This window comes from Anabaena cylindrica UHCC 0172, from assembly GCF_034931625.1.
Classification (GTDB): Bacteria; Cyanobacteriota; Cyanobacteriia; order Cyanobacteriales; family Nostocaceae; genus Anabaena; species Anabaena cylindrica_A.
On the sequence record NZ_JAYGGY010000028.1, the window covers coordinates 17,818 to 42,803 of the forward strand.

Annotated in this window: 16 protein-coding genes and 2 pseudogenes; 10 read left to right on the plus strand and 8 right to left on the minus strand. The window is 38.2% G+C overall.

What is annotated here, in order from left to right; genetic code table 11:
• Positions 1-130: 130 nt before the first annotated feature.
• Both metK and VB713_RS09705 read right to left on the minus strand, forming a co-directional pair.
• Positions 131-1,405: a methionine adenosyltransferase gene (gene metK / locus VB713_RS09700; RefSeq protein WP_323311355.1), complete on the minus strand. Its 1,275-nt coding sequence runs from the start codon at positions 1,403-1,405 to the stop codon at positions 131-133.
• A gap of 218 nt (positions 1,406-1,623) precedes the next feature.
• Positions 1,624-2,625: a phosphoribulokinase gene (locus VB713_RS09705; protein WP_015214457.1), complete on the minus strand. Its 1,002-nt coding sequence runs from the start codon at positions 2,623-2,625 to the stop codon at positions 1,624-1,626.
• An 834-nt stretch (positions 2,626-3,459) separates the two neighbouring features.
• Between VB713_RS09705 and petH the strand changes: the two genes are divergently transcribed.
• Together petH and VB713_RS09715 are read left to right on the plus strand one after the other, a co-directional pair.
• Positions 3,460-4,788: a ferredoxin--NADP reductase gene (gene petH, locus VB713_RS09710; protein ID WP_323311356.1), complete on the plus strand. Its 1,329-nt coding sequence runs from the start codon at positions 3,460-3,462 to the stop codon at positions 4,786-4,788.
• Between the two features lie 210 nt (positions 4,789-4,998).
• Positions 4,999-6,288 carry a homoserine dehydrogenase gene (locus tag VB713_RS09715; RefSeq protein WP_323311368.1) on the plus strand — a complete coding sequence of 430 codons (1,290 nt, stop codon included), beginning with the start codon at positions 4,999-5,001 and terminating at the stop codon, positions 6,286-6,288.
• Between the two features lie 163 nt (positions 6,289-6,451).
• Here the strand turns inward: VB713_RS09715 and VB713_RS09720 are convergent, their stop codons facing one another.
• Complete coding sequence (locus VB713_RS09720) at positions 6,452-6,889, minus strand: CAAD domain-containing protein (RefSeq protein WP_323311357.1); 438 nt, start codon at positions 6,887-6,889, stop codon at positions 6,452-6,454.
• Between the two features lie 685 nt (positions 6,890-7,574).
• On the opposite strand from VB713_RS09720, the gene VB713_RS09725 reads away from it, so the two are divergent.
• Genes VB713_RS09725 through VB713_RS09735 form a run of 3 tightly spaced genes read left to right on the plus strand, consistent with a single transcriptional unit; the run spans position 7,575 to position 13,296 of the window.
• On the plus strand, positions 7,575-9,299 hold the full coding sequence (locus VB713_RS09725) for a sensor histidine kinase (protein ID WP_323311358.1): 1,725 nt from the start codon (positions 7,575-7,577) through the stop codon (positions 9,297-9,299).
• Positions 9,300-9,323: 24 nt separating this feature from the next.
• A complete protein-coding gene (pcrA, locus tag VB713_RS09730; protein ID WP_323311359.1) occupies positions 9,324-11,657 on the plus strand; it encodes a DNA helicase PcrA in 2,334 nt (777 codons plus the stop codon).
• Between the two features lie 19 nt (positions 11,658-11,676).
• On the plus strand, positions 11,677-13,296 hold the full coding sequence (locus VB713_RS09735) for an alkaline phosphatase D family protein (RefSeq protein WP_323311360.1): 1,620 nt from the start codon (positions 11,677-11,679) through the stop codon (positions 13,294-13,296).
• A gap of 24 nt (positions 13,297-13,320) precedes the next feature.
• On the opposite strand, the gene VB713_RS09740 is transcribed toward VB713_RS09735, so the two are convergent.
• A complete protein-coding gene (locus VB713_RS09740) occupies positions 13,321-14,853 on the minus strand; it encodes a SagB/ThcOx family dehydrogenase (RefSeq protein ID WP_323311361.1) in 1,533 nt (510 codons plus the stop codon).
• Between the two features lie 188 nt (positions 14,854-15,041).
• On the opposite strand from VB713_RS09740, the gene VB713_RS09745 reads away from it, so the two are divergent.
• The 5 genes and pseudogenes from VB713_RS09745 (at position 15,042) to VB713_RS09765 (ending at position 19,109) form a co-directional block, all read left to right on the plus strand.
• Entirely contained in the window at positions 15,042-15,881 is an 840-nt protein-coding gene (locus tag VB713_RS09745; RefSeq protein WP_323311369.1) for an alpha/beta hydrolase, read from the plus strand.
• 60 nt (positions 15,882-15,941) lie between these two features.
• Complete coding sequence (locus VB713_RS09750; protein ID WP_323311362.1) at positions 15,942-17,645, plus strand: serine/threonine-protein kinase; 1,704 nt, start codon at positions 15,942-15,944, stop codon at positions 17,643-17,645.
• 40 nt (positions 17,646-17,685) lie between these two features.
• Positions 17,686-17,778 (plus strand): annotated as a pseudogene (locus tag VB713_RS09755) (transposase); the annotation flags it as partial.
• Positions 17,779-17,895: 117 nt separating this feature from the next.
• A pseudogene (locus VB713_RS09760) lies at positions 17,896-18,657 on the plus strand (Rpn family recombination-promoting nuclease/putative transposase); the annotation flags it as partial.
• A gap of 188 nt (positions 18,658-18,845) precedes the next feature.
• Positions 18,846-19,109 carry a hypothetical protein gene (locus VB713_RS09765; RefSeq protein ID WP_323311363.1) on the plus strand — a complete coding sequence of 88 codons (264 nt, stop codon included), beginning with the start codon at positions 18,846-18,848 and terminating at the stop codon, positions 19,107-19,109.
• 26 nt (positions 19,110-19,135) lie between these two features.
• Here the strand turns inward: VB713_RS09765 and VB713_RS09770 are convergent, their stop codons facing one another.
• From VB713_RS09770 to VB713_RS09785, 4 genes are all read right to left on the minus strand, one after another.
• Positions 19,136-19,924, minus strand: coding sequence for an ABC transporter permease (locus VB713_RS09770; protein WP_323311364.1), 789 nt, complete (start codon positions 19,922-19,924; stop codon positions 19,136-19,138).
• A gap of 305 nt (positions 19,925-20,229) precedes the next feature.
• Complete coding sequence (locus VB713_RS09775) at positions 20,230-21,210, minus strand: ATP-binding cassette domain-containing protein (RefSeq protein WP_323311365.1); 981 nt, start codon at positions 21,208-21,210, stop codon at positions 20,230-20,232.
• Between the two features lie 220 nt (positions 21,211-21,430).
• Positions 21,431-23,077: an AAA-like domain-containing protein gene (locus tag VB713_RS09780; protein WP_323311366.1), complete on the minus strand. Its 1,647-nt coding sequence runs from the start codon at positions 23,075-23,077 to the stop codon at positions 21,431-21,433.
• Positions 23,078-23,275: 198 nt separating this feature from the next.
• Positions 23,276-24,922 carry an AarF/ABC1/UbiB kinase family protein gene (locus tag VB713_RS09785; protein ID WP_323311367.1) on the minus strand — a complete coding sequence of 549 codons (1,647 nt, stop codon included), beginning with the start codon at positions 24,920-24,922 and terminating at the stop codon, positions 23,276-23,278.
• Positions 24,923-24,986: the final 64 nt, after the last annotated feature.

The following is a 24,986-nucleotide window of genomic DNA, read 5'->3' on the forward strand; positions in this document are numbered from 1 at the left end:
GAACTTCTCTATAAGAGTTCTAGGAAACGCAGATTTAATTTTCACGCTCTTGTCTATTAGAAAACCTCTGCTTTTATAACTATCAAGCAGAGGTTTTTTGGTTTTAGTTGTAATCTCAAATCATCAGATTTTAACTTAATGCCTGAGCAACAACTTCTGAAAGAGACTTATTAGCAGCTTTTTTCAACACATCTACCTTGTCGTTACGTTCCCAAGGTAAATCTAAATCACTACGCCCTAAGTGACCGTAAGCCGCGATGTCCTGATAAAAACGTCCGCCTCTTTCACTTGGTAGGTTGCGTAAATTGAAAGCGTGGATAATTCCTGCTGGACGCAGTTCAAAGTTGTCTTTGACTAGTTCCAGTAAAATTTCATCATCCACTTTACCAGTCCCAAAGGTATCCACAAAAATGCTGACCGGTCGGGCTACACCAATGGCATAACTTAACTGGACTTCACATTTTTCTGCTAACCCAGCCGCCACAATATTTTTTGCTGCATAACGAGCAGCATAAGCAGCAGAACGGTCTACTTTAGTGGGGTCTTTACCAGAAAAAGCACCACCACCATGTCGTGAATAACCACCGTAGGTATCGACAATGATTTTCCGTCCTGTAAGACCAGAGTCGCCTTGAGGTCCACCAATAACAAACTTACCAGTAGGATTAACTAAAAAACGTGTATCCTGATTTGGCTTAATCTCAATATCGCCAAAAACAGGTACTACAACTGCATCCCACAAGTCTTCTTTAATTTTAGCTTGCACCGCAGCATCATCAGTAATATCCCCAATATTAGGTGTATGCTGGGTGGAAATCAAAATCGTATCAATACCTACGGGTTTACCATCCTCATAGACAACGGTAACTTGGGTTTTTCCATCAGGACGCAGGTAAGCTAAATCACCTGTTTTCCTGACTGCTGCCAGTCTCCGGGCAATGCGGTGAGCTAAACTAATAGGCAAAGGCATCAATTCTGGTGTTTCGTTGCAAGCAAAACCAAACATGATACCTTGATCACCAGCACCAATGCGATCGAATAGTTCTTCACTATCCTCAGCGCGAGTTTCTTGAGCAGTATTTACACCTTGAGCAATATCAGGTGATTGTTCATCTAAAGCTACCAAGACGCTGGCACTATCAGCAGAAAAGCCGTTAATTGAATCAGTATAGCCAATTTCAGCAATTTTCTTCCGTGCCAAATTGACAAAATTCACATTGGCTTTGGTGGTAATTTCACCAGTAATCAGCACTAATCCCGTATTAACTACTACTTCAGCAGCAACCCGGCTAGTCGGGTCTTGCGTCAGTAGAGCATCCAGAATGGTATCTGAAATTTGATCACAGATTTTATCTGGATGACCTTCAGTAACAGACTCAGAGGTAAATAAATAGCGACGAGACAATGGAAATTCCTCCTTGAAGAATTTTGATCACTGACTAAAAAAAAGTGTATTTAGTTCAGCTACTAAATACTAATTTATGAAATCATAACAAGATTTACACATTTACAAAAAAAATGGGTTAGTAGAAAGCTACCAAGTATGAGATTGATTTTATATATACAAAAAAAGGGAGTACACCCATAGATGTCCCCCTTTTGTGTTTACAAACATTGTTTGCTTTAGACTTGAACTGCTAACTTTGCTTCTTTAGCTGTCAATCGCTCATAAGCAGCACGCATTTTCAACCCTGTCAGCACTTGGAATAAACCAGTACCGTTATTGGAACCTGGATACTCACGGTGTTGAAGCAATAAGTGTGTCATCTCACCTTGATACGTGGTAGATGTATTGCTCAAATGAGTTTCGATATAAATTACTTCTTCCAAGTTATCAAATTGACCGTCTACTTCTAACACAGAGACGTAACGACCGTAGTAAACATCGGAACCGTAGTATAGTTGCATTCCAGGGTAGGAACAAGTGAGCTTACGTCCACAGGGAGTCCATTGAATCGTTGAACCTTCATCAAAGAGATAGGTTGGCTCAAAGCCTTCTTTACCTTCCCGTTGTAGCATACGTACCCGTAAAACTTTGCGCTCTGTGTCGTTTTTGATTAAGTTTGTGGGTAATACTTGTAAAACTACATCTGCAAATTCTCTTTGTGGTTCGATAAACTTTTCAAAATCAGGTTTACGAGAGTTGATTTGTGCTAAGACATCTTCATAACGATGTCCTCGTTCCGCCATATCTCGCTGAATTTTCCAGGCAATTTTAACTTCATCGCTGATGTCAAAGTAAACACTGAAATCAATTAAGGCTCTGACTCGTTCATCATATAAAGGATGCAGCCCCTCAACTACTATAATGTGGTTTGGCTCAATCCGTTCTGCTGGATCTAGTAGGCCGGTTTCGTGGTTATAAATCGGCTTATCAATTGCTTGACCTTCTTTTAGTGCTTTAATTTGCTCATACATGAGGTCAAAATTGTTAGCCCTGGGGTCAAGTGCAGTTATCCCTGTTTCTTTGCGTTGTTTGCGGTCTAGGCAATGATAATCATCCAAGCAGATGACTGTCATTAGGTCTTCACCAAACAAATCTATCAATCGACGCAAAAATGTAGATTTACCGCATCCAGAGTCTCCAGCTACTCCAATCAGTACCACGCGTTCCGGCTTAGTCATAAATCTCCTCTAAATACTAAATGTCAATCAATATTTTTTTTCACACGGCAGATTTTTGAAGCCAGGTGTTTACCTCAATGATAATGTCCTGTGTTCTTGCTACCCAGCACGAAATTAGTATATTAGGTTAGTTGGCAACAAAGTTATATTTGTTACTTATTGGAACTATCCTGACTCTTGGCTGGTAAGTATTTAATCCTAGTGATATATTAGATTTTAACAGAAAGATGCATTCTGTAACAAGATTTGCTGTTAAAAATAATCTATTGGTGTACCAATTCAGAATGAATAATTTTTTCTGGGTTGATTTTTAACTCATTGAGATTGTGCAACTTTTGTCAATAAGTAATAATACTGTAAATATTGCATCAAGGGTGTAGAAAGACAAGTTTGTAGGGAGATAAATATAGGTATACCTTTGGACACAGATATGGGTCTGACGGGGCATAATTTTGTGATAAAACCTGTTATATTAATCAGGTGTAAAATTATATGTATTACGGTGAACTAACTTCCCAATAGATTATGGCTAGAAGCGGATAAATCTGATTGACTGGATATTTATCTAGAAAAGATAGTTCACGAAAAAAAGATTAAATTGATTCACTATTAACATTCTGTCCAAGACTTATCCTCTACTTTAGAAGGTGAACAGGTGTGTTTTTTACCATACCCATATGTCTTGGCCGAGTGTACTTAGCAAGGCATCATTTAATGATGCCGTTTTCCCAGACGGCCAGTTTTGTGCAACAAAAATCCGGTAAACTAAAGCTGGCATAGGATGGGAATGTTTTTTTGATAAACGGTTAAGTAAATATCGGAGTGGTAGAAAGAATGTACAATCAAGGTGCTGTTGAGGGTGCTGCCAATATAGAATCAGGTAGCCGCGTCTTCGTTTACGAAGTGGTTGGTTTGCGTCAGAGCGAGGAAACTGATCAAACGGACTACCCAATTCGTAAAAGTGGCAGTGTGTTCATCAGAGTGCCTTACAACCGCATGAATCAAGAAATGCGACGGATCACTCGGCTAGGCGGCAAAATTGTTAGTATTCACCCTATAACAGTTCTAGAACCAGTCAATGGTAAAGCTGCTGTGGAAAGTGCTAACAGCGAAGTAAGCGAGTTAGTCACACCAGTGAATGCTGAGAATGCTGACAGTGAGGAAAATGGTAAAGCCACACCTGTGAATGCTAATAGTGAAGTCAAAGGCTTCGCTAAATCACCTGCTAAGGATAAAAAAGGCAACACCATGACTCAAGGGAAAGCCAAACACGCTGATGTTCCTGTAAACACTTACCGTCCTAACGCTCCGTTTATTGGTAAGTGTATCTCCAATGAACCGTTAGTTAAAAAAGACGGTATCGGTATTGTTCAGCACTTAAAGTTTGACCTTTCTACTGGTAATTTGAAGTATATCGAAGGTCAAAGTATCGGTATTATTCCTCCAGGTGTTGACAAAAACGGTAAGCCTGAAAAGCTCAGACTGTACTCGATTGCTTCAACTCGTCATGGCGATGATGTAGATGATAAGACAATTTCACTATGTGTTCGCCAATTAGAGTATAAACACCCAGAAAGTGGCGAAACAATCTACGGTGTTTGCTCTACTTATCTGACTCAGCTAAAACCAGGTGATGATGTAAAAATCACAGGGCCTGTAGGTAAAGAAATGTTGTTACCTGAAGATCCTGAAGCTAATGTAATTATGTTAGCAACGGGAACAGGTATCGCTCCTATGCGGGCTTATCTGTGGCGGATGTTTAAGGATAATGAAAGAGCAGCTAACCCTGAATACAAGTTTAAGGGATTCTCTTGGTTGTTGTTTGGAGTACCCACAACTCCCAACGTTCTTTACAAGGAAGAACTGGAAGAAATGCAACAAAAGTATCCAGATAATTTCCGCCTCACCTATGCTATCAGCCGGGAACAGAAAAATCCTGAAGGTGGCAGAATGTACATCCAAGATCGTGTGGCAGAACACGCTGATGAACTGTGGCAATTGATTAAAAAGGAAAAAACCCACACTTACATTTGCGGTTTACGCGGTATGGAAGATGGTATTGATGCAGCTTTGACTGCTGCTGCTGCGAAGGAAGGTGTGACTTGGAGTAGTTACCAGAAGGATCTCAAGAAAGCACACCGCTGGCACGTAGAAACGTACTAAGTACTGAGTACCGAGTGCTGAGTTTTGAGTTCTCAGTTCTAAGTTATAAATGAGTAGGGTGGGCAGTGCCTACCCTACAATTGTTTTATATAAATGGTTGGGTTGAGGAAAGAGGACTCAGTTCTGGGGGGTAAAGTATTAAATACTTATTACTACTCAGCACTCAGCACTCATCACTCAGCACTTAAAAATGAATTGGGTGCAAAATCTGTGGGTGTAAAACTAGGAATATTAGGTTTAGGGACTGTGGGAACGGGTACTGTAAAATTGTTGCAAGATACAGCAGGTCGTCATCCACTGTTAAAAGAGTTAGAAATATATCGAGTGGGAGTGCGATCGCTCTCCAAACCCCGTCCAGTAGAATTGTCTCCAGGGGTAGTGACTACGGATTTAGAAGCGATCGTCAATGATCCAGAGATAGATATAATTGTTGAAGTGATGGGCGGATTAGAACCAGCCAGAACACTCATCCTTACCGCTATTAAAAATGGTAAACACGTAGTCACCGCCAATAAAGCCGCAATCTCCCGATTTGGGGCAGAAATATTTACTGCTGCTAATGCAGCTGGGGTATATGTAATGCTAGAAGCCACTGTCGGTGGTGGTATCCCTGTCATTCAACCCCTCAAACAGTCTTTAAGTGTCAACCGCATTCATACCGTCACTGGGATTGTCAACGGTACAACTAACTACATCCTGACAAGGATGCAAACAGAAGGTAGCGATTTCAATGATGTCTTAGCTGATGCTCAACAACTAGGCTATGCTGAAGCTGACCCAACGGCTGATGTCGATGGCTTAGATGCCGCAGATAAAATTGCGATCTTGGCATCCTTAGGCTTTGGTGGCAGGATTAATTTACCAGATGTCTATTGTGAAGGCATTAGGCAGGTTACTAAAACAGATATTGCCTACGCTGCCAAATTAGGGTTTGTAATTAAATTATTAGCCATAGCCAAAGGTCAAACTAGTGATAACTCTCAACTATCAGTCAGAGTTCATCCTACCCTAGTTCCGCAAACTCATCCTTTAGCTAGTATTAACGGTGTTTATAATGCCATTCTTGTCGAAGGGGAACCCATTGGCCAAGTAATGTTTTTTGGACCTGGTGCCGGTGCCGGCGCGACTGCTAGTGCTGTTTGTTCTGATATCTTGAATCTTGTCGCTACTTTAAAAAGTAATACGCCCAAACCAAATCCCCTACTAGCTTGTAGACATCAATATTACTGTCAAATTTCCCCAATTTCTGAACTCGTAACCCGATTTTATACTCGGTTTTTAACAAAAGACCAACCAGGTGTCATTGGTAAATTGGGTACTTGCTTTGGTAAATATGGCGTGAGCTTAGAGTCAGTAGTACAAACAGGCTTTCAGGAAAATCTAGCAGAGATTGTGGTTGTCACCCACGATGTCCGAGAAGGAGACTTTAGACAAGCTTTAGCCGAAATTCAAACTCTGGAAGCAATAGATAGTATTCCTAGCATCTTACGGGTGCTTTGAGGAGAAGAGGAGAAGAGGCGCAGGGTGCAGGGTGCAGGGGGAGAAAAATTAATTCTTTCTCCTGATAGCGTGGCGCAGGTAAGGGTATATTGTAATACGCCCCTACTCCTGAACTCCTGAACTCCTGAACTCCTGAACTCCTGACTCCCGACTCCTCAAAGAATTAAGATTTTGAAGTTTCTTTGCCTACAACTTGCGACTTGAGGGTTGTAATTTCACTACTTAACTCTTGCCGAGTTGAAGCTTTGAGTAAATAGCGATAAACAAACCAGGCAGAGTAACCAATACCGATTAACTCAAAGGTTGGTGCTACCAAAGGAATACCATTGAGAGAATCTAGTACAGCCAATAGTACCTTAACTGTAATAATTGCTGTGATAACTAACCCTACACTAACTATAGGCTGCTTGTACTGATTAAAGAATTTGCCTGCATAGTCAGGTAATGTGCCTAAGAAGCCAGAAATTTGTTGCCCGTATTTCATCCATTGTTCTTGAGATTGTACGGGAGGCTGGAGTTTGGTAATGCTTCCTATTTGGTTGTTGATATCTGGAATTGTTGTCTCTTTTGACTTGGTTTCTGTATATTCTGGTTCTTGCATTTTCACTCCTATAATTTTGACAGTCAAGTTTTCTTAATCTGCGTAATTCTAACCACAAGGCTGTTGAGTAGGCAATGTATTCCTGCATCAGCACTGTTGTCTTGAGGCTACAAAGGGTTTTTAGTATCCTATAACCATAATTGTCTTGTTACCGATACTGCATCAACTACAAGGTAGAAAATGAGTAGAGGGATAGAAGTCAAAAGGCGACAGGATATATTAAAATCAGCTTTCTGAGTTCTGTCTTGTAAATGAACTGGAATTCTCAGGTTGTGATCATCCCATGCCTAGTCAGTTACTCATCATCGTACTCATCGAAGCACAAATTATGCAAAAACTTAGTCTACCTCTGATGCATACAAGTTTAAACGCTGATTTTATCTGATATTAAAGCTATCTTCAGCCGCATTCGTCAATTAACTTATTCAGATTGATATTAATATGTAACAATTCTTTTGTCTGTTCAGATAGACTAGACATGAAAGGCATTTTATGATATGCATTCATTCTGATGAAAGCATAAGCATGAATAATCAGTTTTGCTATAAGTCTAAACTATTTCTTTGCGAAAAATGATTTATTCCTGTTATCAAAGAGGATAATGTTAATGTTAATCATATTCCCACTGATTATAAAAGCTAGACTGGGTTGGTAATATTTGTGAGAGGGTAAAAAAATTGCCGGGATGCCAGATGAAAAACCAACCCTTGTTGGCAAAAATTTACAAATCAAAAAAGTGTCAATTGAAGAGCCAAAAATAGAAGAACTCCCAACTATAGAATTTCCCTCCCGTGGAAAACTTAAAGCCAGTTCTTGGCGTATCCATCAAAAAATTGGTTATGGTTACTTTTTAGCTATTGCAATTGGCTTTTTTGGTTCCCTGATTGGATTAGTACTGGCTAACTATTACCGGGGAAGAGAGGTCAGGCAATTTAACCAGGCTTATCAACAAGAACAATTATTAAATAATTATAAAGATGCCGTAATTGAGGCACAATTACACAGTTCTAACTTAGTTGCGGTGTTGGGAGATGCACGGAAGCTCAACAATAAAAAAAGTGAATTTATTGAGTCTATTGCTCAAGCACAGAAAATTGAAAAAAACATCGCTCTATATATAGATAGTAATCCTCAGATATTAGCAGCGAACAGAACTACTTTACAGAATTTATTAGTCAATTATTCAACCAACTTAGAAGAATATATTCGGCAAATAGATGATATTCTACTGCGATTTGATATGCAAAGCGCAGAGCCACAACGACTGGATATAGCGCGAGAGAAGTTGCTGGCTATTATGGATAGTCCAATAGTTGATGATTTGAAGAGTTTATCAGATCAATTAACTAAGATTTTACAAACTGCTCAATCACAAGAGCGGGAGAGACGGGGAGATGTAGAGCAAGCTAGATTTGTCGAGAGATTTATTGCCATAGCCAGTATGCTCCTATCTGTAGCGATCGCTGCTATTATGGCATGGCGTACTAGTCGAGCGATCGCAGAACCAGTCATTACCGTAACTCAAGTAGCTGAACAGGTAGCTAGAAAATCTAACTTTGATTTACGCGCTCCAGTCACTACCGATGATGAAATCGGTTTACTTGCTAAATCTTTGAATCGCTTAATTGAGCGAGTATCTGAGCGAACAAAACAGCTACAACAGGCTAAAGAATTAGCGGAAGCAGCCAGTAAAGCCAAAAGCCAATTTTTAGCAAATGTTAGCCACGAATTACGCACACCATTAAATGCAGTAATTGGTTTAAGTCAACTACTACAAGATGATGCGATTGATGTTGGTGTGTCCCCAGATTTTATCGCTGATTTAGAAACTATCAACTCTGCTGGGAGACATTTATTAGAACTGATTAACGACATCCTCGATTTGTCAAAAATTGAAGCCGGGAAAATGACTCTCTACCCAGAGACATTTGAAATTATAAATTTGATTAATAATGTTATTCTCACTGTTAAACCAGCAATTGAAAAAAATGGCAATACATTAGTCTTGAATTGTGATATTCCACTAGGAACAATGTATGCAGACCAAACGAGAATGCGACAGGTATTATTAAATATACTCAGCAATGCGGCCAAATTTACTACCAACGGCGAAGTAATGCTGGTTGTCAAGAATGAGAACACAAACGTATTAAAAGAAGCTCCTTTGGGTGTGATTACTTTTACTGTGATTGATACAGGTATTGGAATGTCACCCAGTCAACAGCAGCAGTTATTTAAACCCTTTACACAAGGGGATGCCTCAACTACCAAGAAATATGGTGGTACTGGCTTAGGATTAGCCATTAGCCGTCATTTTTGCCAAATGATGGGAGGAGAGATTATTGTCAGCAGTCAGCTTGGTGTTGGTTCTACTTTTAAGGTAAGTTTACCATTGACAGTGCAACAATAATAAGCAGGTTTGAGAGCGATATCCATGACGACAAACATTGATTTCCTTAGCCACCTCAACCCTAGCCAACGTCAAGCCGTAGAACATTACTGCGGCCCGTTGCTAGTGGTTGCTGGTGCTGGTTCCGGTAAAACCCGTGCGCTTACCTATCGGATTGCAAACTTAATTCTCAAACACCGTGTTAATCCTGAAAACATCCTTGCAGTGACATTCACTAACAAAGCTGCACGGGAAATGAAGGATAGAATTCAAAGAATATTTGCTGAACAATTAGCAATTACTCAACACGGTAAAAAGTTTGATTTATTACCAGAATATGAACAAACCCAGTTAAAATCAAAAGTCTACCGCACCATCATCAAAGATATGTGGTGTGGCACTTTTCACAGTTTATTTTCTCGGATTCTCCGCTGGGATATCGAAAAATATCAAGATGAAAAAAGACGAACTTGGAATAAAAACTTTTCCATTTTTGATGAATCTGACGTGCAGAGTTTAATCAAAGAAATAGTTACTAAAGATTTAAATCTAGATAATAAAAAATTTGAACCTAAATCAGTTCGCTACGCTATTAGTAACGCCAAAAATCAAGGATTTTCACCCCAAGAATTTGAGCGTGAACAACCTAATTATCGCGGACGGGTAATAGCTGATGTTTACAATCGCTATCAAGATAAATTATCACAAAATAACGCCCTTGATTTTGATGACTTAATCCTCGTTCCCACTAGATTATTTCAGCAAAATGAGCAAGTATTAGCTTATTGGCATCGCAAATTCTGCCATATTCTTGTCGATGAATATCAAGATACAAACCGCACCCAATATGATTTAATTCAGCTTTTGGTGACAAATGGTGAAGAGCGTAAAAATGAATGGAAATGGGAAAATCGCTCAGTCTTTGTCGTGGGTGATGCTGATCAGTCAATTTACAGCTTTAGAATGGCAGATTTCACCATTTTGTTAGAATTTCAGGAAAACTTTGGCGATGGTTTAGCAGATGATGATACTCGCTCAATGGTGAAGTTAGAAGAGAATTATCGCTCTTGTGAAAATATCCTCCAAGCTGCTAACGAACTGATTGAAAATAATACCCAACGCATTGATAAAATTCTCAAAGCCACAAGAGATCCAGGTGAAGAAATTTATTGTCATAAAGCTGATGACGAAATGGCAGAAGCAGCTTTTGTTATTAATCAAATTCGGACTTTAGAACATCAAAATCCTGAATTAAACTGGGGTAATTTTGCCATTCTTTATCGGACTAATGCTCAATCTCGACCATTTGAAGAATTGTTAGTTAAATATCAAATTCCTTATACAGTTGTAGGAGGAATGAAATTTTATGACCGCAAAGAAATTAAAGATTCTGTAGCTTATTTAAGAGCAATTAATAATCCAGCCGATACAGTTAGTTTGTTAAGAGTTATTAACACTCCCCGACGTGGAATTGGTAAAGCTACTATTGATGCTTTGGTGAATGCTTCCCAGCAATTAAGTACAACACTGTGGGAAATATTAAGTGATCAAACATCAGTGAATACCTTGGCTGGACGTTCTGCAAAAGCCGTGAATAATTTTGCAGCGATGATTCAAAAAGGTCAAGAACAAATCACAAAAGTTCCTGGTTCGGAAATTTTGCAAGGAATTTTAGAAGACTCTGGTTATATTGAAGATTTGCAAAATCAAGGTACAGATGAAGCTGATAATAGAATTAGCAACGTCAATGAATTGTATAACGCCATTTTACAATTTCAAGAAGAAAATGAAGGTGAAGATATTTCCTTACAAGCATTTTTACAAAGTGCTGCACTGAGTTCAGATTTAGATAATTTAAAAGAAGGACAAACAGCAGTTTCTTTAATGACATTACACGCTTCCAAAGGGTTAGAATTTCCGGTAGTCTTTTTAGTGGGGTTAGAACAAGGATTATTTCCTGGGTATCGTTCGTTAAATGACCCCTCAGCGTTGGAAGAAGAACGCCGTTTGTGTTATGTAGGTATTACCCGCGCTCAAGAACGCTTATTTTTATCCCATGCGAGAGAGCGGCGTTTATATGGTTCCAGAGAACCGGCAGTGCGATCGCAATTTTTAGATGAATTACCAGAAGAATTATTAACCACTAGAAACAAAGTTAGTCGCTCTTTTACAAAAAAAACATCTGCAAAAGCTGGTAATCAGGAAACAATCGAAAATTGGCAAGTAGGGGAAAAAGTATTACACAAATCCTTTGGAATTGGGGAAATAACCCACATTTTTGGGGAAGGGAATAAAGTGACTGTAGCGATTAAATTCGCCAGTTTAGGACAGAAAATTATTGACCCCAGAGTAGCAAAATTGCAAAGAGTAGAAGCGTAAATAACTACCAAGTAAATTTATGAACTCAAATATTTCGCCCAAACTAAAACGTCGCCAGTTTTTATTACAAGCAGCAATGACTAGCGGTAGCATTGTAGCGACAAATCTGTGGTCACAATCTGGTTCAGCACAGACACCTGGGTTTATCACTTTGGATAAAAATCGCCCAGCCATACCTTATGGTGTTGCTAGTGGGGATATTAACGGTAATAGTGCAGTGATTTGGAGTCAGAGTGACCGCACATCGAGAATGATTGTAGAATATGCGACTGATGATAACTTCCGCAATAGCCGCCGAATATTGGGACAAGTTGCTGTGGCAAAAACTAATTTCACAACCCGGACTTATTTGGAGAATTTACCACCAGGTCAGGACATATTTTACCGTGTTACCTTTGAAGATTTAACAGATACTAAAATTTACAGCGCCCCAGTGATTGGACATTTGAAAACTGCGCCCCAAGGAAAAGGAAAAGATATATTTTTTGCTTGGTCTGGAGACACAGCAGGTCAAGGTTGGGGAATTAATTCCGATTGGGGAGGTATGAAAATTTACGAATCTATTCGCCAACTCAATCCTGACTTTTTTATCCATTCAGGTGATAATATTTATGCTGATAATCCGATTAAATCGGAAGTCAATTTGGACGACGGCAGCATTTGGAAAAATATCACCACTGAGGAAAAATCAAAAATTGCGGAAACCTTAAAAGAGTTTCGTGGTAATTATATTTATAATCTGTTAGATGAAAATGTCCGCCGCTTTAATGCTCAAGTTCCTCAATTGGTGCAATGGGATGACCACGAAGTCAGAAATAATTGGTATCCTGGGCAAATATTAGATGATGAAAGATATACAGTTAAGGATATTTCTGTATTAGCTTCAAGGGCAAAACAAGCATTTTTAGAATACACTCCTATCCGATTTAATTCTCAAGATCCAAATCAGATTTATCGCTCTTTTAATTATGGTTCACTGCTCGATATATTCATGCTAGATGAACGTAGTTATCGTGGTAAAAATTCTCCTAATAACCAAACAGTAGCAAGTGCAGAAACAGCATTTTTAGGTAATTCTCAAATACGTTGGCTCAAGAATAAACTTAAAAGCTCTAAAGCAAGGTGGAAAGTAATTGCCAGTGATATGCCTATTGGGTTAATAATTCGTGATGGTGAAACCAACTTTGAAAATGCTGCCAATGGAGATGGAAAAGCATTAGGAAGAGAGTTGGAATTTGCTGAATTGTTCCGTTTTATTAAAAACAATAATATCCAAAATATTATTTGGTTGACTGCTGATGTACATTATGCCGCAGCGCACTATTATGACCCAAATAAAGCTCAATTTACTGACTTTAAACCCTTTTGGGAATTTGTGGCTGGACCTCTCAATGCTGGGAATTTTGGTCCGGCTGAATTAGATAACACCTTCGGTCCAGAGGTGAAATTTCAAACTGCATCTCCAGAAATTAAACTCAATCAACCACCAAGTTCAGGTTTGCAATTTTTTGGTACTGTCAAAATTGACGGAAAAACTGAAGTTTTAACAGTTACTTTGCATAATTTGGCAGGTCAAAAAATTTATAGTTTAGATTTACCCCCAGAGCAAGGGGCGCATCAAAATACACCCCGATATTAGTAATAACACTTGAAAGTATTCGTTCTATCTTGGTCTTCCCAAAGTCGTGATATAGAGAACAGCTTCATCACTAGGAATACCTAAAACATCATTGACTTGTTCATCAAAAAAGCCACCAATACCGCTGACACCTAGATTGAGGCGAATTGCTGCTAAATTAAGCTTTTGTCCCAAATGCCCAGCATCCATGTGTAAATAACGGTAAACGCGATCGCCATATTGAGCGATCGCTGATTTCAAATCAGCAGTATGAAATAACACCGCAGCCGCATCCCGTCCTAAATCCTGTCCTAAACAAAGAAAATGTAACTCACGTCGAAAATTCTTAAAGCGAATTTGCCTTAATTCCTGTGCTTTAGGTGCATAATAATAACAGCCCGAATCTAATCCTGTTACTCCTGAAACTGCAATAAATGTTTCAATTAAATTTAAATCAAAGTAATCAGGAGCAGTATCTAAACCTTGGTCAAGATAATTTTGCGCCTGGTAGGTAAAATCGAGTAAAGCTTTGAGTTCATCAAAATTTAAATTATCGCCACTATAAGCACGAGTAGAACGTCGCTTATAGATAGTATTTTCTAAACCTGAAAGATTCTCCCCCCAGTTAATTGGTGTAGTGACAGTAGAAACTTTCTCACAAAAAGGAAAATTATATTTATCCTCTAATGACCTTTCTGATTGTACCGTTGGTAAATTCATCTTGCCAGTTGTACTAGATTGAATTTGGGTACTAAGATGAAAATATTTCAACAGTTCACCATCAGGAATAGCCGGATAATTAATTTCGGTACTTGAAGGTAAAGCCGTTTTTCCCAAAGGTAAATTTTGTTGGACATCTAACAAATCTGCCAACGCAATGACAGCAGTTGCACCTTCTTGTTGAGGATCAATATAAAGTAGATCATTAACAGCTTCATCTACAAAACCGCCGATTAAATGGGGACGATAATCAGTAATTCCACAAGCCAATTCAATATTGCTTAAAAGATGTCCTGTATCCAGAAAAATCCGACGGTAAGCTCTATCTTCATAACGCCACACTGAACGATAAAAGACCGCAGTAGTGATAATAGCTAGTTGAGTATGTTCTAAAGTGGGATGCCATAAACAAGCTGTTTGTAATGATTGCCAAACATCATTTTCCCAATATTGCATCAAGGAATGAGTCCGACATTGATAGTTATACAGTCCAGGTGGTAGTAATGGTGTACCACGGGACACCAAATATACTTCTGCTGGATATAAACCCCCAGCACTGGGAGCAGAGCGCAAATATACCGCACTACCCATAGAAGGCATTTTTGCCGTTAGTCCGTAGCTGTGAAATAGCAGTTGCGAAAGTCTCCGCCACCATTTAGCATCTGGGTTATGGGCAAAAGTCTCTGGTTCTTCTTGCAAATAGGGTTTAAGGTCAAAATCAGAGCCAATTTTGTACTCTTTAAACGGTACTGGTTGCTTAGACCAGTCTAAGGTCTGACCTTTAGAAGCAAGGGTCTCTGGGTCATATTTAGTTCGCTCGTGGTAGTGCTGGGCAATTGATTGGTGTATTTCTGGCATAGTAATTTTAATACCCTAGAGGGGAGTTCTGTTTCTTGATCTTGACATTCATCAGCCTCATTATTTCGTGTTAATGAGTACAATCTTTTGAAGATTGAGAGACTGGGAAGATGGGGAGGTTAATAACCATCACTAATCACCAATTACGTTGGCAGCAGACTGCCGTAGGCTCTATTACAAATTATCAAATGATACCTGTACGTCAAACTTTGTCAAAGACCGATATTCAACTGTCTTACCTGGAATGGAACCAAGGTGAAAAACCATTACTGTTATTACATGGTATGGCTGATAACGCCTTAGTGTGGTCTAGCTTAGGAAATTATTTAGCGGCTGATTACCATATAATTGCACCAGATATGCGTGGTCATGGTGAGAGTAGCAAGCCAGAGAAGGATTATAGTTTTGAAAGTGCGATCGCTGATTTGGAAACATTAATGGATAAACTGGGATGGTCTACTGCTCATATCGTCAGTCACTCCTGGACAGGTAAATTAGCCGCTATTTGGGCTAGACAAAACCCAGAACGCCTACGGAGTATTACCCTAGTAGATCCAATTTTCATTTGGAAAATGCCCAATTTCCTCAAATTAACTTTTCCTCTCTTGTACAGCGTTTTACCATTCCTAAAAAGCATGGGACCCTTTACCAGTTATGAAGAAGCTGAACAAAAAATCAAACAACTCAGCCAATATCAAAACTGGACTTCCATACAACAGCAAATCTTCCAAGCTGGAATAGAACAAAAACCCGATAAAACTTGGGGTAGCAAATTTACAATCGCTGCCCGTGACGGAATTTTTGCAGCAGTCATGGAAGTACCAGGTTTTATCAACCCAATTGATACTCCTGCTCTCTTTATACAACCAGAAAAAGGTGTAAACCGCCAAAATTGGCAAATTCAACCTTACAAAACCAACCTCAAAAATCTCACCCTAAAAAAAGTTCCTGGCAATCATTGGCCATTTTTAACCCAACCAGAAGAATTTAACCAAACAGTAGCCATATTCTTAGCCCAACAAAACTAAAACTCCGCGTTACTCAGCGTTAACCTCAGCGTCCCTCTGCGTTTTAAACCTCCCCAAATTATGAGCCTTTGTATCAACCCAGTTTGTCCTCAACCCAATCACCCCGACAACGACGAAAACCGCTTTTGTCAAACCTGTGGTTCCCAATTAGAACTATTAGGACGTTATCGAGTCATGCGCTTAATAAGTGATAAAACTGGGTTTAGCAAAGTCTATGAAGCATACCAACAAGACACCCCAAAAATCCTCAAAATCCTCAAAGAAGAATTAGCCAGTGACTCCAAAGCAATATCACTATTTCAACAAGAAGTAAGCGTACTAGAACAGTTAAATCATCCGGGAATTCCTCAAGCAGAAGGATACTTTCAATATCAAACCAGATTAGGTTTAATATTGCATTGTCTAGCTATGGAAAAAATTGATAGCCTTAACTTAGAACAATGGCTAAAACAACAACAAAACCGCCCCATTTCTGAAGCACAAGCAATAGCTTGGTTAAAACAGTTAGCCGCAATTTTAGCTTTAGTTCATGACAAACAATATTTACATCGAGATATTAAACCAGCCAATATCATGATTCGTCCTGATGGACAATTAGTATTAATTGACTTTGGTACAGCTAGGGAACTTACCAAAACCTATCTAGCAAATGGTGGGGGAATCACAGCAATTACATCATCTGGTTATAGCCCTCCAGAACAAATGAATGGTCAAGCCATACCACAATCAGATTTTTTTGCATTAGGACGCACATTTGTATTTTTACTGACTGGATCTCATCCTTTAGACTTTTATGATCCTCACTTGAATACATTGCAATGGCGAAATCATGCCAATCATGTTTCACCTCCATTATTAAACTTTATTGATTGGTTAATGTCTCCAGAAGTAGATAAACGTCCCAGAAATGCTCAAGAAATTTTGCAGCGTTTAGTAGAAAATGAAAATCAACTCACAGGAAGTAATCTAGCAACGGTAAATTTAGTAGGTGGTCTAAAAACCTCACAATTACCCAAAAATACTACTAATAAAACTATTATTTCCCAACCCAGTCAGCCAGATAAAATGCCTTTGTTAGCACTAATATTAGCCATGCTAATATCATTATGCTCACTTGGCTTAATAGCTTTAGCAACACGTTCATCCAAATTGGTTCTAACAGCTAATTATGGACAAGCCCCCGAAAAAAAAGGCAAAGTAGATTATTTCCCCTACGAAGAAGGAAAAGATAGTCAAGGTAGAATAGCTGAATTTAATATTGCAGTTCTATCAGTTGAATATAAATGGCTATTAGGCAGCAATTTTCAAATTAAATATAATGATCAAGTTATTAGTCTTGAACTTCTAAAAATGAATTTAGAACAAGAAGGTATACAAAAAATAATGGAAAATCCTAGCGAGATTATCTCCGTAGGTACTGCTTCTTGTGAGGGTAATGTTACAGTTGAACAAAGTCGGGCATTAGAACGTGCTAAACAAATTCAACTGTTAGGAAAAAAGTTATTTAGTAAGACAGCTAGTGTTAAAGGTTATCGCTTATTAAATTTGGGACAATTTCAGAGAAAAGATTGTCAAGCAAATCAAGATTCAACAGCTTACCAACGTAGTATTATTATCATTGGGGTGAAAAAACAAGCTGAAGGAGTAATCTTAGATGAAGCCTTAAGAAACAGATTAGAAAAAAAACCATTTGCTGATTTTAAACTAGAAGATTATTCATTAGGTTCAGTCGATAAATTTCAAACAATACCAAGTAACTTATAATATCTCTCCTCCTCTGCGTGAAATAAATCTTAATCCCCTTATGGTCAAAAAAGCAGACATCAGCACCAAAAAATTAATCAGCCTTGCCCCCGAAAATTGGATAAAATGGGTGACACAAATACCCGATATTATACTGCCAACGGGTGAAATTGGGACTTATGTCATACTGAGCGTAACGTAGTGCAGCGAAGTATCTCGGAGATTCTTCACTTCGTTCAGAATGACACTTTTAACCCGTTTTTAGTATACCACTGGAGAAATCCTCAACTCAGAATTCCAATGGATAAGCCGGGAAAGCGACGTATTAGTTAAAGCTACAAGTCCGCAGTACGGTGAATTTCTTGTACTCAACGAGTTACAATTAAGATATAAGCTGGAGATGCCCAAACGAGTGCGGGCTTATGCGGCATTAGCGGAGGAAAAATATAACCTTCCCACTTACCCGGTATTAATTAACATTCTCAAAGAAAGCGAAGCAGAAATTCCTACCCGCTACGAATCAGAATTTGCTGGTTTACAAGCGCGTCAAGACTACAGAGTGATCAATCTTTGGGAAGTTGATGTTGAAATTGCTTTGAGTCAACCCATTCCCTCGCTGCTTCCCTTTGTACCAATTCTGAAAGGTGGTGGAGAAGAATCAACAGTCAGACAAGCATTACAAATGCTCCGTGCAGATGAGCAATTGAGCCAATTAGAAACAGTTATGGCTTTTTTTGCTACTTTCGTATTAGATAGCGTTTTAGTTCAACAAATCATGAGGTGGGATATGGCAGTATTACAGGAGTCTCCCTGGTATCAGCAGATTTTCAAAGAAGGTGAAAAAAGAGGTGAAAACCGGGGTATAGTGACAGCAATTGAACTAAGTTTAGAAGTAAAATTGGGTACTGAGGGTTTACGACTAATGCCTATAATCTCCCAAATTACCGATTTAGAACAATTAAAAACTATTCAAAGAGGCATTATGACTGTAAATAGTCTTGATGAGTTGCGGGAATTTATACGGAGAAATTAAACTTCTGCAATTTATTTATCCTATTTGATTTATGAAAATTGAAATGGTGAAATTCCCAACTTTTTAAAAGAGTAGGAATTTGTGAAAATCCTAACTGTAAATACTCTCGATTAAATACGGTAGTTTATCGGAAAAATTCAAACTCACTCAAGTTAGATTTAGATAAATGATTTAGGTGGAGGATAACGGTGTTAGAAAAATCATTCTTCTATCAGGAAATTCTGCACAAAGGTATAGAAGAAGGACGGCTCAAAGAAAGGCTGTCAGGGATTGAGTTGGCTTTAGATATCAAATTCGGTGCTGAAGCTGTAGAATTAATGCCAGAGATATCACAATTTTCTGATTTAGAACTATTAAGGACTATTCAGAAAGGTGTTCTCACTGTAAATACTCTAAAAGAATTACAAGAAATTCTTCAAAGTATTCAGAAATCACTAAATGAAGTCATTTAACCTGATAATTCTTAATTATGAATTATTCATGCTCCCATTCCTGAATACCTCTTTAATCCTGCACGCCATAACAAGCGATTTGCACCCAAAAATACTAGCAACCAACCCAAAATTGATAAAAATCCTCTTGTTAAGTCAACAGGTAAACCTACGAGAATACTTGCAGGAAAATGAATTAAATAGGGAAAAGGTGTAAACATTACTACGTTTCGCACAGTTTCAGGAAAAACTTCTAAAGGTGCAATCATACCTGACAAAAATAGAAAAAACAAAAACCAGAAACTTTCTAAAGCCGTGGCTCTTTCTGTCCAAAAAGAGAACATTGCAAAAGTGTACTGAATTAAAAATCTAAGAGCAAATGCCAGTATCGCAGCTAAAGTAAACAACAATAAATTAGGTAAACTCGGCAACCAAAAAGCCTGGGGATATAGTAAAAAAAAGAATCCTATTAATAGAAATACAAAAGGCATTCTGGCAAATCTTTCAGCAACATGGGTGGCGAGATGATGAAATCCAGGATCTATAGGTTGTAATAATCGTGGTGAAAGTTTACCTTCTATTACCTCTCTTTCAAAGTCAAAAATTACCCAAACAACTGTCATTTGTCTGACTAAAAAAACAGCAAAAAAGTAACGTGCAAAATCTATAGAGGTGATACTAAATTTGCCTCCTTCAGCCGCTTTTATCCATACGCCCATGAGAATAATTGGTAAAGAACCAGACAAGATCCATAATATTAGTTCCGAGCGATACTCAAGCATATAGGCATAGTAGACTGAAAGCAAAGTTAAGGTTTTTTTAAGAGGATGTTTCATGATTTGTAATTTACAGGAATAGGGACGTATTGCAATATTTCCCTACTAAATTTTGGAATTTAAGTTGAAATTTTGTCAATTAAGATGGTGATGAAAGCTATTAGTTTATCCGTAAGGATTCAGTATACAAAATATTTGATATAGCAAGGAACAGGGAACAGAGAACAGAAGAGAAAAATATTCTTCTGACTTCTGACTTCTGACTTCTGACTTCTGACTCCTGACTCCTGACTCCTGACTCCTAACTCCTGACTTCTGACTCCTGAATTCTTACATTTATCCATCATTTTTTTAATCAAAATAGACTATACAAAACCATTTTGAAAAACTCGTCCAATTACTTCTTCTACAGGTGGTTCAGTTACTGTTAAATCAATAACCTCCAAATCAGCTAAAATCTGTGAAACTGTGCGGGTTAGTTCTTCTCTCTGGACTATAAACCGCACGGTACGTCCTTCTAAAAGTTGGATATCTCCATAAGACATAAGTTTTTCGGCTGGTAGTGGTTGAGCTAATTCAACATAAATTTCTCGGTAAGGTGCAAAGTTTTCTAAAAGTTCATCTAAACTGCCATCATACATCAGCTTTCCTTGGTGAATTAATAGCACCCGTTGACATAAAGCTGTGATATCTGCCATGTAATGACTTGTCAATAATACTGTTGCTTGATAAAGCTGATTGTAATCTCTTAAAAAATCACGTACACTCACTTGAGCATTTACATCTAGTCCTAAAGTTGGTTCATCTAAAAATAAAACTTGGGGACGGTGTAAAAGCGCTGCTAATAGTTCGGCTTTCATGCGTTCACCGAGTGAAAGCTTGCGGACTGGTTGGTTAAGCTTACCTTCTAAAGAAAGCATTTCTGTTAATTCACCAACTCGACGCTGAAACTCTTTGTCTGAAATATTATAAACTGCGGCGTTAATTCTTAAGGAATCTAAGGCTGGTAAGTCCCAAATTAATTGTTGTTTTTGCCCCATTACTAGGGTGATTTTTTGCAAAAATGCTTCTTGGCGACGAAAAGGAATATGTCCGGCAACTTTGACTTTACCGCTAGAAGGATGAATTAAGCCTGTGAGCATTTTCAAAGTGGTAGTTTTACCGGCACCGTTGGGGCCTAAAAAACCAACTACTTCACCGGGAGCAATTTCAAAGGAAACATCTTGAACGGCTTGAATTGAACGATAAGTCCGCTGAAAAAAGTGGGTAAGGGTTCCGCGAATACCAGGCTCTTTAATAGCTACTGGGTAGTATTTACCTAGATTTTCTGCTATGATAATTGACATAAAAAATTATTTCCTTTTACCTTGTGCCTTCTGCTTTTTAGTTTCTGCCTCCTATTAAGGATCGCACAGATGGTGTTCAGTAAGCTTCGCTCTAGGGGAATCGTTTTTTACTAATTCCTGATTATACTGTAAATAATCTCTCAACCAATTATAAACAGAGTCTGATTAATGACATCCGAGGGGCGTGGGGTTTCCCATAAATAAAAATAATATAGAAGTATCATTTATAACCTAGATTGCAATAACAAAATTGTGAACTCAAAATAGTGCGATCGCGCCCCACTTGCTTGGCTTGATATAGTGCTTGATCGGCTTCTTCAAATAATTCCTTTAAACCAAGAGAGGCTTGAGGGATAATACAGGCAACACCTAAACTAATTGTTACTTTAGCTGCATTTGTTTCTTGACTATATTTAGTGAAGTTAGGAATTTTAATTTCCCGTGATTTGACTTTTTCTCTAATTTCTTCCGCAATTATTATCGCTCCTTTAGCATCAGTCTGTGGTAAAATCACAACAAATTCTTCACCACCATAACGAGCCACTAAATCATCTGGTCGTTTAATTACTGAATTAATTGCTTGAGCGACTTGACTTAAACAGTCATCTCCAGCTTGATGTCCATAGGTGTCATTAAAAAGTTTAAATTTATCTATATCTGCTAATATCAAGGCTATGGGTTCTTGGGTCTGTTCCATCCTTTCCCATTCTAATTGGAAGCGATTATCAAAATATCTCCGGTTAGCAATTTGGGTTAGTGTATCAATATTCAATAAAAGTTTTAATTTTTCATTTTCTTCTTCTAGTTTTTCTAAACGAATAGAAGTATTATTTTCTGCTATTAAGTTTTCTTTTTGAAAAAATAAACGATACATTTCACAAGCAGGTTGAAAATTATCACTTCCTAATTGTTTAATTAATCCTAAACTATCTAATTTATAAATTAAATTCGCAGATATATGGGTAGGTTTTTGGGAATTTATGATTTTATCAAAAGCTACGGATAGTTCTTCATTACTTTGTAAAATAGTCAATAAATACCTTAAATGATGACTATAAATGCCGTTGTAGCTGATAGCAGTTGCTAGTAGTTCTGGAAAAGAAATTTTTTGTTGCTGGATATGATATAAAGCTAAATGAATTAAATAAGGATGTCCACCAATAAAGTCCATTAATTGTTTTACAGAATTAGTATCGAACCAATTTAGTTCATGTCGTCTAGCGAATTCTGTTACTTGCTCTGCATTGAATTCTGGTATTTTTAAGCATAACCCCACATTAAATGGAGATTGATTTACATTTAAAGGAATATAAATTTCTGTAGTGTGAATTACTACCAGACGCAATTTTTGCCAAATTTTAGTTTGTTTAGCTCTTTCATGCCAACTTCTTAACAAAGGCAAAAAATCCTTAGCAATGTGCAGATGTTCAAAAATATAATTGACTTCATTCAAAACTAAAACTAATGGACTCTGAATTTGTTTTAATAAATAGCCCTCAAAATAAATTGAAGCACTAACTTTACTGCCGATGTCCTCATCCCAATAATCATTTAGATTTGGTGTTAGGGACAACTGACGAGCAACATTCATACAAAACCAGCGTAAAAATTTGTTAAGACTAGTAAAAATTTGGCTATCTGCCTGTTGAAAGTCTATATTCGCTATGATGTATCCTTGATTCATAGCTTGGTGAATTAACCGCAACATCAAGGAACTTTTGCCCATATTATAAGATGCTTTAATGCGTAGTAATCCTCCTGGTTTGGTCAACTCTGTATAAGCATCTCTTTCAATTGGCGGACGTTCAATATAAAATCGGGAATTGAATGGTAGAGGATCACCAGGGACAAGGATATTTTCCTCCATCTAGAACATACCTTTTTGATTTAACATGAATTTTTATTTTTCAACTTAAACTAATGTGATGTTATGTATATTAACTCGAAATAATGCTTTAAGTGTAATTATGTAAGTAATCTGAGCTTACATAAGCCCCTTGTGCAAATTATATATAAAAGTTAACATTTGCCATCTGTACTGCTCACTGTAGCTGAGTTAATTAAATTACCTTAAACGCCCTGAGCGTAAAATACTGATAATTAACCACAGTCCTAATAGACTGGCAGCAGCAAATAAGACGCTACTGACATAAGATAGCTGAGATGTCTGTGCTTTACTAGAAATCATGGCTGCACCCATAATCAGGGAACCTACTAAGATGCTAAAAGACAGACGGTTAGCTGCGTCGTCCATTGTCCGACGTACACCATCTAGCCCTTTTAGTGATAAGTTCCACTGTAGGGTTTCTGATGTGACACGATCTAATAAGAGTTCAATTTGTCTGGGAGATTGTAAGGCGAGACTTTTGATATCTAAAGCAGTGCGTAAGAGCGATCGCACTGGACTCTCTCCTAATAACTGACGACTAAACAAATCTGTGATTAATGGCTTGATTTCATCAAATAAGTTCACCTCTGGGTTGAAGGTACGCGCTACCCCTTCTAAATTAGCTAAGGTTTTGGCATATAAACCCATATTGCTGGGTAAGCGAATTTTATTATTGCGGGCAATTTGCAAAATTTCATAAATGACTTCACTAAAATTGATATCCGTCAAGCTGGCATTGTAATACTTCCGCAACATCTGGTCATAGTCATTTTCTAATTTCGCTAAAATTACTGGTTGGGCAGAATCTGATAGTTGCAAAGTTAACTGAGCGCACCTCTGACCATCTAAATCTACGATCGCTAACAACATTTCTGTTAGAATTTGCTGGGTGCGAGGATCAATTCGTCCCACCATGCCACAGTCTAAGAGCGCAATACGCCCATCAATGAGATAAAACAAGTTACCTGGATGGGGATCAGCATGAAAGAAACCATCAATATATATCTGTTGAAAAAATATCCGAAACAGTAAAGTAGTGATCGCTTTTCGTGCGGGAATTAAATCTTGATCGTTTTGATTGATAATCAAATCGGCTGATAATATGGGAACACCATCTAACCATTCCATCACTAGTAACTTTTCTGTAGTTAAATCCCAGTTAATTTCCGCAACTACTACTTGTGTGGGATCATACCAACTACTAGCCGATAAGTTACGCCGCAATTGGTCTGTAAAACCTGCTTCTCGTTTAAAATCTAACTCGGCTTCTAGAGCTTTGGTAAATTCTTCTGCAATAGATTTGATATCGTAAGTTTGCCCAAAATCAGTCCGTGCTACCAAATCCGCGATGCCTTGAATTAAAGCAATATCTTGGGCAATGGTGAGATCGATCCCCGGTCTTTGCACTTTCAGAGCTACTTCTTTACCGTCTACTAAAGTAGCACGATGGGTTTGGGCAATTGATCCCGCAGCCACAGGAACATGATTAACTGTGCGGAAAGTTTCCTCTAATGAGTGTTTTAGCTGTTTACGAATGACTATTTCTATCTCAGACCAAGGAACTGAGGGTACTTCATCCTGTAGAGTTGACAGTTCTTCAATGTAAGCAGCACTCAGTAAATCGGGACGGGTAGAAAGCAGCTGACCAAGTTTGACATAAACTGGTCCCAAATCCACCAAAATATTTTTTAATACCGCAGGTGTAGGTAGTTGGGGTTCATCGGTTTTGCCACCAGTCAGCAAACTTCGCATATAGTCCCAGCCATTACGGAAGACTACTTCAATAATTTCTCGTTGTCGGGGTACGGTTTGGGTTAAAAACATTATTTTCTAGGGATTGGGGACTGGGGATTGGGGATTGGGGATTGGGGAATTGGGGACTGGGGAC

What these genes read in the sequence shown, in the direction of transcription:
- VB713_RS09705 (WP_015214457.1), bottom strand. Translation starts at nt 2,625, where the DNA reads ATGACTAAGCCGGAACGCGTGGTACTGATTGGAGTAGCTGGAGACTCT.
- petH (WP_323311356.1), top strand. Translation starts at nt 3,460, where the DNA reads ATGTACAATCAAGGTGCTGTTGAGGGTGCTGCCAATATAGAATCAGGT.
- VB713_RS09720 (WP_323311357.1), bottom strand. Translation starts at nt 6,889, where the DNA reads ATGCAAGAACCAGAATATACAGAAACCAAGTCAAAAGAGACAACAATT.
- VB713_RS09725 (WP_323311358.1), top strand. Translation starts at nt 7,575, where the DNA reads ATGCCAGATGAAAAACCAACCCTTGTTGGCAAAAATTTACAAATCAAA.
- pcrA (WP_323311359.1), top strand. Translation starts at nt 9,324, where the DNA reads ATGACGACAAACATTGATTTCCTTAGCCACCTCAACCCTAGCCAACGT.
- VB713_RS09735 (WP_323311360.1), top strand. Translation starts at nt 11,677, where the DNA reads ATGAACTCAAATATTTCGCCCAAACTAAAACGTCGCCAGTTTTTATTA.
- VB713_RS09740 (WP_323311361.1), bottom strand. Translation starts at nt 14,853, where the DNA reads ATGCCAGAAATACACCAATCAATTGCCCAGCACTACCACGAGCGAACT.
- VB713_RS09745 (WP_323311369.1), top strand. Translation starts at nt 15,042, where the DNA reads ATGATACCTGTACGTCAAACTTTGTCAAAGACCGATATTCAACTGTCT.
- VB713_RS09750 (WP_323311362.1), top strand. Translation starts at nt 15,942, where the DNA reads ATGAGCCTTTGTATCAACCCAGTTTGTCCTCAACCCAATCACCCCGAC.
- VB713_RS09770 (WP_323311364.1), bottom strand. Translation starts at nt 19,924, where the DNA reads ATGAAACATCCTCTTAAAAAAACCTTAACTTTGCTTTCAGTCTACTAT.
- VB713_RS09775 (WP_323311365.1), bottom strand. Translation starts at nt 21,210, where the DNA reads ATGTCAATTATCATAGCAGAAAATCTAGGTAAATACTACCCAGTAGCT.
- VB713_RS09780 (WP_323311366.1), bottom strand. Translation starts at nt 23,077, where the DNA reads ATGGAGGAAAATATCCTTGTCCCTGGTGATCCTCTACCATTCAATTCC.
- VB713_RS09785 (WP_323311367.1), bottom strand. Translation starts at nt 24,922, where the DNA reads ATGTTTTTAACCCAAACCGTACCCCGACAACGAGAAATTATTGAAGTA.